This window comes from Coprococcus sp. AF16-5 (assembly GCF_003479365.1).
Taxonomy (GTDB): Bacteria; Bacillota; Clostridia; order Lachnospirales; family Lachnospiraceae; genus Coprococcus; species Coprococcus aceti.
Genome location: NZ_QUGZ01000007.1, coordinates 16,461 through 30,707, shown reverse-complemented (window position 1 = coordinate 30,707; position 14,247 = coordinate 16,461). Strand labels below are relative to the sequence as shown.

Below are 14,247 nucleotides of genomic sequence, written 5' to 3'. Positions count from 1 at the left end.
TCTACTGACACTCCCTTCGAACTTCCTTGGTGATCGTTGTTCCACCGGTCTTGTACCAATTGTCCACAAAACTGTCAAATTCATCCAGATCAGCTTCACCTGTAACTATCTTCAGGTAAGTGTCGCTCTCCAGATTCTCAAGGTACCACCAGTCTGACACCATGGTCTCGGTCTCCCCGAAGTACAGAGATTCGACTTTATTTGTACGCGCATCATTGAGGATCTTGCACGCAGTTATACGGGATGTATATGCCGCCCAGTCCTCCGATGACGCATTGTCTTCATTCTTAAGATATGAATCACATGCTTCATAATAAGACTGTTCCAGCAGATTCAGATCATCTGGCTGCCTTACGCCAGAGAACACATGGTTCAGCTCGCCATAACATATCTGAAGTGCATTGTTGTAATCCACGTTCATCGCAAGTGGTCTTGCGGTAGGATCCACATTGAGTTTGTAGTAATCCTTTATAGCCTGATTGTCTTTATCCTCATATCTTACATAGTCAAACAGCACACTTATTATCTTGCACACTATCTCCGGGTGCTCATATCCCTTTTTGACAACCACGAAGTTGCCATACGGAACCTGAGTGTGATAACTCGTTGAGCCGTTTTCCTCTGTGGCAAGCAGATATGGTTCCCACTTTGCTGTTGGATCGGCCGCTACAGCGTCCATGAGAGGATTATTTGGAGCCCACCATGGTCCGAAGAACGAACCACACTGTCCATTCACTATGAGTTCTATTATGTTGCTGCTTGTCCGCATGAGGAAATTCTGATCCAGAATCCCTTCCTCGTACATCTCATGTATATGCTCCAGAGCCTTCTTCGCCTCCGGCTGTACAGAACCATACACAACATTTCCGTCCTCATCCTTTATCCACTGTTTTGGAAATGCCCCATATGCGGCAAATACAATGTCGAGCGTGTACTCGCTGCTATAACCACAACCGCCGCAGAGACTTGTGTCTGCCACCAGCCCTACGGTACTTCCTACACCATTATTTCCCGGATCTTTCTCAATAAACTGCCTGATGATCTCCTCCGCATCCGAAAGTGTTCTCGGAGCCTCAAGTCCCAGCTTATCCATCCAGTCTTTTCTAAGCCATATCAGATTTGGTCCATCTGATATATTTGTCTCAGGTATGGCCATGATACGGTCATCAAATGTGACCACATCCATGATACTGCTGCCATAACTCTTATATATGTTCTTTACCGTTTCACTCATGCAGTTGTTATAACTGTCTGTGAGATCCTCGATCATGTCATTTTCCACCAGATACTGCAGCTCATCCATGTCCTGGACGATCATCACATCCGGAAGATCCTTCTGTGCTATCACCATGGATACATTGTCATCATACTGATCATCAGCAGCCTCAAATATATCCTGGTTCTGCACATTTAAGATTTCATTTAATATCTGTGTGTATGCGTTATTTTCATACGTTTCTCCCTGTGGGAGATTTGAATTATTTGCACCGGACAGCTTGCCCAGGGTATAGGTGAGCTGTTCCGGATACCTTCCAAGCGGCGTTGTCTCCGCAATATGCATGGCAGACTCATATTCTGCATCTGTGGTCGCCTTAGACGGGTTGGAGGGGGTGTTATTGTCCTGGCAGCCACATATTATTATAAGGGTAATTGTTAGCACACATGTTATTATTTTTTTCAGATACTTCATTGCTGGCATATGCTTTCCTCATTCCACTTAGGTTTTGCAAATAATTTCATATATTATCCTTAACCCTTTACGCCTCCAGACATGCTATCCTTGTAGCACTTCTGCATTAACATAAAGAGAATGATAATCGGTACGGATATCAGCACTGCACCAGCCGCAAATGAGTTGAACCAGTTGTACACATACTCTTTCTCGAGCATGTTCCAAAGTCCGATGGATACTGTGTAATAGTCCTTGTTGGCTCTGCATATAACCTTGGCAAACACGAAATCAATCCATGGTGCAAGGAACGAATTCAGAACCGTATAAACTATGATCGGACGGCTGAGTGGTATGATTATCCTTGTAAATGACTGCCATCTTGTAGCACCATCAAGGTATGCTGCTTCTTCCAGCGACTTTGGTATAGTATCAAAGAATCCTTTGGCGATATAGAATCCAAGTCCTGAACCGCCTGAATATACGAGTACCAGAGCAACCCTGATGAGTGAGCCTTCTGAAAGTCCCAGAACCTTAAGGATGTAATACACTGCTATCATAGCCATGAATCCCGGGAACATTCCAAGTATAAGTGCCACATTCATAAATGGCTTTCTCAGTCTGAAACGCATTCTTGACATACAGTATGAAACTGCAAGCACGAACGCTGTTGATATTATACATGAGAAAATTGCTATTATCAAAGTATTCTTGAACATCTGCATAAAGTTCAGGATACCTGTGTCTGTAAAAAGCTTTGTGTAGTTCGCCAGAGTCAAAGACTTTGGCAACAGAGTTGAAACATACTGTCCTTTCTCTCCTCTGAAGCTTATCATGATTATCCATGCGATCGGCAGTACCCAGATAACCGAAAGGATTACCAGTATGATATGAACCACGATGTCTCCCAGTGTCCATTTGCTTCTTGCTTTAATCTCATTATTATTTGATTTAGCCATTACTGAAATCCCTCCTCATCTTTATATGATGCGGTGTTGTGGTAAGTTACCAGTGACACAACAGCGAGAACTATGAATGTCATGATACCTATAACAGCACCTAAGTTATAGTACTGGTTATCAACCGTCAGCTTATAGAGCCATGTGACAAGAAGGTCTGTCTTTCCGGCAGTCTTTCCAACCGGAGTAGGCGCTCCATTTGACAGAAGGTAGATAACGTTGAAGTTGTTGATATTTCCCGCAAATGTTGTTATCAGATATGGTGCTGTGACAAACAACATATAAGGAAGAGTGATCTTGAAGAAGATCTTTACCGGGCCTGCGCCGTCAACTCTCGCAGCCTCGTATATCTCCTCCGGTATGCTCTGGAGAATTCCTGTGACCTGCATGACGGTAAATGGAATTCCTATCCAGATATTGATGACAATTACCATGACTCTGGCAAGTGTTGCATTGCTCCAGAATGGAATAGCATTGTCGATTATTCCGTTATTTATAAGTAATGTATTGACGATACCATTCTGACTGAAGATAGTCCTCATCAGAAGAAGTGATACAAACTGCGGAACCGCTGCTGAGAGCATGAAAATCGCTCTCCACATACCTTTTGCCCTGGTTCCCTTTCTGTTGATCACCATTGCGAGTATCATTCCAAGGAAGTAGTTACTGAATGTGGCTGCCACAGCCCAAACAAGCGTCCAGCCAAGCACTGACCAGAATGTACTTCCTATTGCATCACTAAAGTTCAATATCTTTGCAAAATTCTTCAGTCCAACCCAGTTGAATATAACTGTATGTGAATCAAGCTTGCTGTAATTCGTAAATGCCATAAAGATCATGAAAACCAATGGCAATATCGTAAATACAACAACTCCAAGTACAGGAAGAGGAAGAAGAAAAGCATGAAGATTGCTGTCAAACAGACTCTTCACATCGTCCTTGAACTTTGGAACCTTTTTGCCTTTATCCCACAGGCAATACGCTTTGTATGCGCTCTCTATACTTACTACCCAAAGGCAGATGAATGCGAAAATTATAAACAGTGTTGCCACACCGTACAGGAGCATGAGCAGAGAGTTGTCACCCTGTGTATATTCAAATACACCCTTTGCATCATTCCAGACCTTCTGCTGTTCCTGACCACCCAGATGGAAGAGATCCACCAGGAGTGATGCTCCGTGCTTTATCATAAACCATATAAACAGTACCTCAAGTACCAGGTACGAAAATCCCTTTACAAACTGTTTTCTGACTATGCTTCCAAACCCCAAGATCAGAAATGAAATTCTGGTAGCTATGTCTCCATTTGCCACTGCCTGTGCAACGGTATATGGGTAATCAGATCTTCGTATTTTCTTCATTTTACTTTTTTTATTTGTTATAGCCTGAGCCATCCTAACACCTCCGTCTCAAAGTAAATCATTATCTCTTCTTATTACAAGTGCCCCATCACCTGTAGATGAATGGAGCACCTGTTTTTGAAATATATAACTAGTATTTTTTACTGTGCTACATCAGTGTTAAGTGATGTGTTGAATGACTCTGTCATATCTGCTGCGTTGTCATGTGTAACCTCACCATTTACGAGAGACTTACCAAAGTTCTCTGCTGGTGTCCAGTAGTTGCCCATCTTAGGAACAAATGGCTGGATGAATGCTGTTGTATCGAATGTTGCATTCTGAGCTGCTACAAGTGCATCGCCCTTAACTGTATCGCTCTCAAGAAGGCTTGTGTTACATGGAACGATGTTTCTTGCTGTGTAGTGTGACTCCTGTGATGCCTCATTTCCAAGGTAGAGTGCAAGCGCAACTGCAACCTGTGGATACTCACAGTTAGGATTTACAGCGATTGCCTTTGATCCTGCAAATGAGAGGAGCTGCTTGTCCGCACCGCCGATCTTGGCTGTTGGCATAACTGCGATTCCGAGATCATCTCCAAGTGCATCGTGTAATGCTGCGTAGTCCCATGAGCCTGAGAACATTGCTGATATTGAACCATCTGTCATACCTGAGATACCAACACCTGACTCATCGTTTACAAAGTTCTTGTTGTTTACAAGATCTACAAGGTAGTCTGTAACAGCCTTGCCGTTGTCGCCACCGAAGTTGATTCCTGCATCATTGTCTGTACCATCACCGAATAATGTTCCGCCATTTGCAAGGTAGAATGCTGCGATGTACCATGAGTTTGTGAGTGGGAATGAAACCTTACCCTTCTCAAGCATTGTGTCAAGGCTCTTTACATCATCCTCTGTAAATGTCTTCTTGTTGTAGTACATAAACCATGTATTTGTTGTAAATGGCACACCATAGATACCGCCATCAACTGTGATAGAATCTACGATCGCCTGTGAATTTGTTGACTTAACATAATCTGCTGTGCTTCCGCCGAGCTCTGAGATAGCACCTGCATCGATCAGAGTCTGTAACTGGTCATTTGCAAACATGTATACATCTGCTGACGCTGAAACATCCTGTGTAACAGTCTTTCCTGCATCACCCTCACTACATGTACCATACTCAAATGTGATATCCCAGTTTGGATGCTCTTTCTTGAATGCCTCACATGTTGTCTGTAACCACTCGCCGTAATCAGGTGACTGATCCTCAGCTGGTCCCCATACTGTAAGTGTTGTCTTGATTGCCTCTTCCTCTGAAGCTGCCTCTGTTGCATCTGTAGCCTCTGTTGCATCACTCTTTGCTGCTGTTGTTGACTCATCCTTTCCTGAATCTCCACATCCTGCCAGCATTGACATTCCCATTACACCCGCAAGTGCAACTGCTGCAAATCTCTTAACTCTCATAATCGTTCCTCCTTAAAAATATAGTTTTGACTGAATGTTTTTAACACCTTTGCAGTACCTTTACCTTATGTCATTATTATAGGAAAACGTTTCCAATCCGTATATATCAATGATTTTAGAATCATGTTGGATTTTTTAGATATGTTGAATTTTTTTGATGGGCGGGCGTGTGCCGCGGAGATCCGCCACTGTATATGCGGCCGTAGCACGCTTGTCTGCCCGCCCTTCGACCGCATATACAGTTGCGGATCTCCTATATCACACAAGGCGGCTATATAAGATATACTCTGGTTTAGTCAAAAGAATATTAGCAATGTTATTATGTCTCTCATATATAGATTTTATTACATATATAGATTCTGTTTTATTTTTCGCCGATAACTGGTTTTGTTATTATAAAGTATAAAAAAATGTACCTCTTGAGCTTTAATATGCTTCAAGAGGTACATCCACTCTTTGTATTTTTGTATGATTTTCTAGTTTTCTACTCTCTTTGGGAAGTGGAGCATTACTTTCGTGCCAGCTCCCGGGGTGCTTTCGATCTTCACCGCGTACTTCTCTCCATAATATAGCTTGATCCTCTCGTTTACATTTGACACACCGTAGCCATTGGACGACTTGGACAGGATCAGGGCGGCCTGGGTCTTTGTCATACCGACACCGTTGTCAGATACGGTAAAGTCAATGAAATCTCCATTCTCCTTTCCCTCTATGCGTATCTCTCCTCTGCCATCAGTCTTGACGTCAATTCCATGCCCTATCGCGTTTTCAAGCAGCGGCTGGAGTATCAGATTCAATGTTTCATATTTTAAGATACTGTCATCTATGTCGTACACCACATCAAAGCTGTTGTCATGCATGGCAAGCTGGATATCAAGATACGACTTGATATTTGCTATCTCATCTTTGACAAGCAGGATGTTTTTTCCTTTGTTCAGAGCTGTCCTGTAGAATGTGGACAGAGACAAGGTGATCCGGCTTATGTCTTCCTGCTCCGCCTCAAGGGCTTTCCAATTGATCATAGACAGAGAATTGTACAGGAAATGCGGGTTGATCTGGGCCTGAAGTGCCCTCATCTCGTATTCTTTTTCCTTGATCTTGCTCTGATATACCTCATTGACAGTCTCATCAAGGCGCTTACTCATGCTGTTGTAGCCATTTATAAGATCACCAATCTCATCTGTACTGTCATTTTCTATAACCATGCCCAGATTTCCTGTCTCGGTGGCCTTCATAGTCTTCTGAAGATTTTTGATTCGCTTCGTTATAAATTCTGATACCATATTTATACATAATATACCTGCGAGCATACTTACCAGAAGTGCCGCCACCGCTATTATAAGTATCGGACGAACCGATGAGATTATAAGTCTGTTCGGTTTGTATACACATATGTTCCAGCCGGTCGCCTTGGACGTCTTATCTATGAACTGATACCCTGAATTTTCCATCTCTCTCAGAACATCGAATTTATCCACATCCAATTCATATGCTGACTGCTCATCGGCAAATGTATTCTTGTTGAATATCATATGTCCATACTCATCCTCTATGATAAGCCCATAATTATCAAACATTGTCTCTGTATAAAACGGTTGAAATACACTGTCATAATCCACGCCTACATACAAAACGCCCTTGGCACCTTTCTGCTCCAGCATAGCCATCCGGCTGACTGAAAATGCAGTTCGGCTTTCCAGATCAATATGCCAGTGTATATTGTTATCCAGATCATCATATGCATGCGTTCCATCCGCCAGATCTTTTAACGGTGCAACTGTTGACCCATGTTTCACATCGCTGGCATCAGTATATATCGTGACCTGATTTACATCCTCATGGAAATACATGATCGATGCCAGCAGAGGATCGATCACCGTACTGAACTGCTCATAATTCTGGTATGCCGACTGGTCCGCACTCAGTATCTTTGCAATCGACTGGTTATACGATATATATTTAGAGAGATTGTTATATATCTCCAGTTCATTGTCCATGGAATCCGTGGTCTGGCTGACATAAGATTTCAGTATCGTTGTCTCCCGGTCCCACAGAATCTTTTTCATCTCCATGTATGTTATACCCAGTATTATCATAACAGGCACAAGTCCGGCAAGCAGATAAATAACAACCATTTTGCCGGTCAGCCTCATATCACGAAATCTCTTCTTGAGTCCACCTTTGTTCATCTACGATCCCCCTGCTTAACGAGTTCTGCACTCGCCATTTGCCAAGTCTGCTGTATGTCTACTCTTCTCCTGTAACACCGCTCTCCCTGAATTTCTGAGGGCTCACTCCATAAAACTCCCTGAAACTCGAACAAAAGTAGGATACATTCTGATAACCACACATCGCACCTATATCTACAATCTTTGCCATACTATTCTCAAGCATATCCCTTGCCCGCTCCATTCTATATGACTTGATAAATTTGCTCAGATTCTGTCCCGTCTCTTTCTTGAACACTGTGCTGAGATAACTTGGGGCAAGATATACCATATCCGCAAGCATATCTATGCCAAGCTCGCTCCCGTAATTCCTGTAAATATACTGCTTTACCATCTCCACTTCCTTATGTCCGGTCTGACTCTTGTCCTCAAAGCAGGCCGCCAGTCTGTCTATCGCAACCTCGACGAGACCTGTAAGGCTCTGAAAATCCGTCGTCATATACATCTTTTCAACATCCTTGTTAAGATCCGCCTCACCTGTTCCATCTATACTGCCATATATGTCCTTTAAAAGATTTGAGTAGAGAAACTTTATATATATCTGTGAACACTCATTCTTGTGCCTGTACTTTTCACAGAATTTGTCAAAATGCTCTCTGAGTGCATCCACATCCTTCATCTTGATGTCTTGTTTCATCTGTTTCATAAGAGTGTCATCATCAAACTGAATCATTCCTGACGAATCGCTCTCCATATTCGGGTAGAACACCTTTATCTCCGGATGATAAAACTTATTGTCCATGAGCTCATCAAGCTCATCGACCTTCTGTTTCATGTCCTCAGGTTTCTCTATATCCGATGAAACTGCTATAAAGCATTCCTCATCGTAATCACTTTTAATTATCCTGGCTAGCTCCTGGGCCGTGGAAACCGCATCTGTTTCATCGCCCAGGAAAATAAGTTCCTGCTGTTGGTTCAGATTTAGGTATCTCTGTATTCCAAGTGACATTATCTTCTCATTTTTCTTGAAATCCACATCTCGTCTTCCAAAGAAATCGTGATTAAATTCTACCAGCAGAATTCTCTTAAATCTGGCAAAATCGAGGTTCAGACCGTTGTACTCTCTGCGTATGCTCTCTATATCTTCGCCATTTACAAGCATATATAGTGCATGCTCATATAGGAATTCCATGCTCTTATTCTTGAGTTCATCCGAGGCTTTAGCCGCCTCAAGCTCATCCACAACCTTCTCCAGCGTCTCCTTAAACTCCTTCGGATCGACCGGTTTCAGTATATAATCCACAACCCCCAGCCTTATCGCTCTCTTTGCATAGTCAAATTCATTGCAGCCACTGAATATCACGCATCTCATTTTCTTCTTCTCATTTACCACATTGTCAATGAGTTCTATACCGTCCATGAATGGCATCTTCACATCGGTTAGAAGGATATCATAATCCTCCTGACGTATCTTCTCCAATGCATCAAGACCGTTTACTGCCTCGTCGATATCAAATTCCATATTCAGCTTTTTCAGAAGGAATCTTATCCCATTTCTCTCTATTCTCTCGTCATCAACGATCAGTATTCTATACATCTCTCCACTGCCTTTCTTTTTCTTGATGTGAACTGATTTCGTATCACATTCCAACTTTCGTTATTCAATTATAACCGACTTACTTCTCATATGCCACCTAAAACCATCACAAGAATTCTTTATTTAAATCAAATAGGGCACCAAAAGGGGACGGAGGTGCCTGACCCCTCCGTCCCCTGCTGTGAAATAAACTAAGTTTTATATTATAATCTCCAAATGTCCTTGTTGTACTCAGCGATGGTTCTGTCTGATGAGAAGAATCCAGCCTTGCTGATGTTGACAAGTGCCTTCTTTGCCCAAGTCTTACGGTCCTCGTAGTCTGCAAGTACGCCTTCCTTGGTCTTGATATAATCCTCAACATCCAGGAGTGTCATGAACCAATCCTTTACGATAAGTTCGTTGTGAAGTCTCTCAAGGCTTTCCTTCTGTCCGATCTCAAGGAGTTCATCGCTCACGATGAAATCAACAAGCTTCTTGATCTCAGGCTGCTCGTAGTAATCCTTTGACACATAATCAGCCTTTGCATAGTGGTCGATGACTGCCTCACTTGACTCACCGAAGAAGTAAATGTTGTCCTCGCCGACAAGCTCTCCAATCTCAACATTTGCACCATCTCTTGTTCCGAGTGTAAGCGCGCCGTTCAGCATGAACTTCATGTTTCCGGTACCTGATGCCTCCTTTGATGCAAGTGAGATCTGCTCTGAAATGTCACATGCAGGTATGATCTTTGCTGCCTTTGACACATTGTAGTTCTCGATCATGACAACCTTGAGGTATGGACTTACCTCTGGGTCATTATCGATGAGCTGCTGCAGGCAGAGGATGAGATGAATGATATCCTTTGCGATGGTGTATGCAGGAGCTGCCTTTGCACCAAATATTACAGTCACAGGAGTCTTTGGAAGATTTCCTGCCTTGATATCGAAGTACTTGTGGATAACCCAGAGTGCGTTCATCTGCTGACGCTTGTACTCATGAAGTCTCTTAACCTGTATATCAAAGATAGAATTCTCATCTATGTCAATGTTCTGTGTCTCCTTAAGGTAATCCTTGAGAACGACCTTGTTCTGCTTCTTGATATCCATGATCTTGCCAAGGACTGCATCATCATCATAGAACTTAGCGAGGTCATTCAGTTTCTCTGCATCCTTCTTGTAGCCGTCACCGATGAGCTCTGTGATATAAGCTGCAAGCTGCTCGTTGCAGTGGAGAAGCCATCTTCTGAATGTGATACCATTTGTCTTGTTGTTGAACTTCTCAGGATAAATCTTGTAGAAGTTGTTCAGCTCAGAATCCTTGAGGATCTCTGTGTGAAGGTATGCAACACCGTTTACACTGTGGCTATAGTGTATATCAATGTGTGCCATGTGCACTCTCTGATCCTTGTCGATGATATATACGCTCTCATCCTTGTATCTGTTACGAACCTTCTCATCCAGTTTCTTGATGATAGGAACAAGCTGTGGAACAACCTTCTCAAGGTAAGCAAGCGGCCACTTCTCAAGAGCCTCTGCAAGGATAGTATGGTTGGTGTATGCGCACACCTCTGTCACGATCTCTGTAGCCTCGTCAAATGAGATGCCCTCAGCGGTAAGAAGTCTGATGAACTCAGGGATCACCATTGAAGGATGTGTATCATTGATCTGAACTGCTGCATAATCAGCCAGATCGTGAAGATTTGAACCCTTTGCCTTAGCCTCATCAAGAATGAGCTTTGCACCATTTGCCACCATGAAATACTGCTGGTAGATACGGAGAAGATTTCCAGCCTCATCGCTGTCGTCCGGGTACAGGCAGAGTGTCAGGTTCTTTGCAATGTCTGTCTTGTCGAAGTTAATTCCGCCCGGCTCCATGATGGACTCGTCAACGCTCTCGATATCGAAGAGGTGGAGCTTATTTGTTCTGTTCTCGTATCCGGTTACATCTATATCGTACATTCTTGACTGGACTTTCAGATTGCCAAATGTGATCGTGTTGGTAACGTCTGTCTTCTCGAGCCAGCTGTCTGCCTCAATCCAAGGATTTGCAGTCTCCTTCTGGTAATTGTTCTCAAATACCTGCTTGAACAGACCCATGTGGTAATTAAGTCCAATTCCATCTCCGTGAAGTCCGAGGGTTGCCATGGAGTCGAGGAAGCATGCTGCAAGTCTTCCAAGACCACCATTTCCAAGTGATGGCTCCGGCTCAACCTCCTCTATGTCATAGATGCTCTTGCCATTCTCAGCAAGCACCTGTTTAACCTCGTCAAATACACCAAGGTTGATGAGATTGTTCGAGAGAAGCTTTCCTATGAGGAACTCTGCTGAGATGTAATAAACCTTCTTCTGTCCCTCCTCTGAAACCTTTCCGTCTGCGAGCTTCTTTGTCATATCAAGGAGTGCGAAGTAGATCTCCTCGTTTGTGCAGTCCTTGATCTCCTTGTTGTATTTCTTCATGCAAATGTCCTTTAACATAATATCCTCCTTACAAATATACGTCTTCACCCTGTTTCTTCCATACAGTCTGGTGAGATCCCTTAATTTATCTATATGTTCCTGTGTAAATTCCCATGTTGCTCCCTTGGTAAGCCGCCACTTCCAGTTGCCGCCAAGCGTTGATGGATAGTTCATTCTGGCGCTGTTGTCCTTGCCCAAAATATCCTGCATCTGAAGTATGACCGTGTCCGCTGAGCTCATGTAAAGTGCATGTATCATCTTCTCTGCCACATCATCCAGGCTGTTCGCCATGAGGTACTTCATCATATATTCCTGAAGCTCCTCACTCTGTCCGCTGATATAACTTTTCAGCATATCATTGTCGTGGGTTCCGATATACGCTACGTAGTTCTTTGCGTGATTGTGCGGCAGATATTCATTTGCCGTATTGCCGTCAAATGCAAATTCCAACACCTTCATGCCCGGATAACCGGATTCCTTTACAAGTTTCTGAACCTCTGGCACGACCATACCGAGGTCCTCAGCTATAACCTTGGATGAACCTATGGCACTGTCTATAGCATCGATGAGTTTCTTTCCCGGTCCCTGTCTGTAGTAGCCATCCTTCGGCTCGCCATTTGCCGGGATGCTGTAGTATCTGACTATTCCGATAAAATGATCTATACGGATCACGTCGTAGAGCTTTGCAGATGCAGCAATTCTCTTCTTCCACCACGCGAAATCATCCTTCTCCATGACATCCCAGTCATAAATCGGGTTACCCCACTTCTGTCCGTAGCTTGAGAACATGTCTGGTGGGCATCCTGCCACAACCGCCGGTGCAAGGCTTCCGGACAGCTGGAACTGGTCTGTGTTAGCCCACACATCAGCACTGTCCAGTGCCACATAGATCGGAATATCTCCAATGATGCTTATGCCGTTTCTGTTGGCATACTCTTTTAATGGCATCCACTGCTCGTAGAACTTGAACTGAAGGAATTTGTAGAATTCCACGTCTTCACCAAGCTTTTCTCTGTAAGCTGCCATAGCCTCCGGCTTTCTCTTCTTGATCGCCGGTTCCCACGCAAGCCATTCTCTATTGTTATGATCAGCCTTGATCGCCATATACAGCGCATAGTCATCTATCCACTGTTCATTTTCCTCTATGAAATCTACGTAATCCCTGCTGTCTTTGTGCTCTGATCTGCCAAATGCTTTTCTGAGAACTTCAAATCTCTGTCTGTATATTCTGGCGTAGTCGATCTCGTCATCACTGTCAGCCCATTTGTAGGATTCTACCTCCTCTTTCTTGATAAGCCCTTCAGCTATCAATGTATCCAGATCGATAAAATACGGATTGCCCGCAAATGCTGAAAACGACTGATAAGGACTGTCACCGAAGCTTGTTGGTCCTATCGGAAGCACCTGCCAGTACTTCTGCCCTGCTCTTTTCAACATATCAACAAAATCATAAGCATCTCTTCCCATGGTTCCAATTCCATATGGTGATGGGAGGCTGCTTATCGGCAGGAGTATTCCTGCGCCACGCTCCAACGCTTTACTCATATATGATACCTCCTGAACAGTTCCTGTTATGGCTTGTATTTTATTAGCATTTCCCCTTTTATGCTTGCATTATATAAGCAATTAATTGTACAATTCTATCATCTTGATGATGTACAATATGTAAAAGCTGTAAAAAATCGTCGAATTAACAAAAAGGAGGCACATGGTTATATGAACAGTCTTGAATACGAAAATCTTCTGGAGAATAAGACCCATGCGGACCCGATGTTTCCGTACAATACTTACCTGTGCTCCATACCACTTGACTTCAATTCTGTGTCTCTGCACTGGCATGAATTTATGGAGATTATCTATATCAAAAAAGGCAAGGGAAATGTGACTGTGGACTTCACAACTCACTATGTTGAGGAGGGTGACATAGTCATTATCCTGCCAGGACACATTCACGGAATCTCCCAGCACGAAGGCTATTCAATGGAATATGAGAATATTCTTTTCTCCGTCGACATGTTCAGATCCAGAAATCACGACTCACTGGACAGCGAGTTTTTCCTGCCTCTGCTGGCGGGCGACGTGGATATCAAGAGTATTTATGACAGGGACGATCCATTATATCCGTCTCTTTCCGCGTGTCTTAACAGGGTAGACAAGCTCTGCTCAGAGACGCCAAAGGGATACCACCTTGCACTTAAGGGATGCTATTTTGAATTCTTCTACATTCTCTATGCCAACTCCACCGCAAGGGATGAGGCAGACAGGAAGAACCGAGCCAGGGATCTGGAGAGAACAAAACTCATCCTCTCCTACATAGACGAAAATTACAAAGAGGCCATATCCATAACGGATATAGCCTCCTACTGTGGATTCTCTGAATCCCATTTTATGCGATTTTTCAAGAACACCATGGGGGTGTCATTTGTATCATATCTGAACGACTTCAGGCTGAATGTTGCCGCAAGACTTCTCTCCTCCAATGACGAGAGCATACTCTCCGTCGCGGAGAACTGCGGCTTCTTCAACCTGTCCTACTTCAACAGGATGTTTAAGAAGAAATACGGCGTGACTCCGGGTAAATACAGGGATAATCATAACCTGTAAGCGGCCACTCAT

At 43.5% G+C, this 14,247-nt stretch carries 8 protein-coding genes and 1 pseudogene; 1 reads left to right on the top strand and 8 read right to left on the bottom strand.

The window, feature by feature from the left end; genetic code table 11:
* Position 1 precedes the first annotated feature (1 nt).
* From DWW70_RS13515 to malQ, 8 genes and pseudogenes are all read right to left on the bottom strand, one after another.
* Entirely contained in the window at positions 2 to 1,699 is a 1,698-nt protein-coding gene (locus DWW70_RS13515; protein ID WP_118650054.1) for an extracellular solute-binding protein, read from the bottom strand.
* A gap of 50 nt (positions 1,700 to 1,749) precedes the next feature.
* A complete protein-coding gene (locus tag DWW70_RS13510) occupies positions 1,750 to 2,628 on the bottom strand; it encodes a sugar ABC transporter permease (protein WP_117550505.1) in 879 nt (292 codons plus the stop codon).
* Positions 2,628 to 4,022 carry a carbohydrate ABC transporter permease gene (locus DWW70_RS13505; RefSeq protein WP_118650053.1) on the bottom strand — a complete coding sequence of 465 codons (1,395 nt, stop codon included), beginning with the start codon at positions 4,020 to 4,022 and terminating at the stop codon, positions 2,628 to 2,630. The genes DWW70_RS13510 and DWW70_RS13505 overlap by 1 nt, the downstream gene beginning before the upstream one ends.
* A 107-nt stretch (positions 4,023 to 4,129) precedes the next feature.
* Positions 4,130 to 5,431: an extracellular solute-binding protein gene (locus tag DWW70_RS13500; protein WP_118650052.1), complete on the bottom strand. Its 1,302-nt coding sequence runs from the start codon at positions 5,429 to 5,431 to the stop codon at positions 4,130 to 4,132.
* Positions 5,432 to 5,907: 476 nt separating this feature from the next.
* The gene (locus DWW70_RS13495) at positions 5,908 to 7,620 is read right to left on the bottom strand and encodes a sensor histidine kinase (RefSeq protein ID WP_055223554.1); all 1,713 of its coding nucleotides are present in this window, start codon (positions 7,618 to 7,620) and stop codon (positions 5,908 to 5,910) included.
* A 58-nt stretch (positions 7,621 to 7,678) separates the two neighbouring features.
* Complete coding sequence (locus tag DWW70_RS13490) at positions 7,679 to 9,196, bottom strand: response regulator transcription factor (RefSeq protein ID WP_055272539.1); 1,518 nt, start codon at positions 9,194 to 9,196, stop codon at positions 7,679 to 7,681.
* Positions 9,197 to 9,399: 203 nt separating this feature from the next.
* Positions 9,400 to 11,649 carry a glycogen/starch/alpha-glucan phosphorylase gene (locus tag DWW70_RS15520; RefSeq protein ID WP_055223647.1) on the bottom strand — a complete coding sequence of 750 codons (2,250 nt, stop codon included), beginning with the start codon at positions 11,647 to 11,649 and terminating at the stop codon, positions 9,400 to 9,402.
* Between the two features lie 48 nt (positions 11,650 to 11,697).
* Positions 11,698 to 13,176, bottom strand: a pseudogene (gene malQ, locus DWW70_RS15515) (4-alpha-glucanotransferase); the annotation flags it as partial.
* Positions 13,177 to 13,347: 171 nt separating this feature from the next.
* Between malQ and DWW70_RS13480 the strand changes: the two are divergent.
* Entirely contained in the window at positions 13,348 to 14,235 is an 888-nt protein-coding gene (locus DWW70_RS13480; RefSeq protein ID WP_022215944.1) for an AraC family transcriptional regulator, read from the top strand.
* Positions 14,236 to 14,247: the final 12 nt, after the last annotated feature.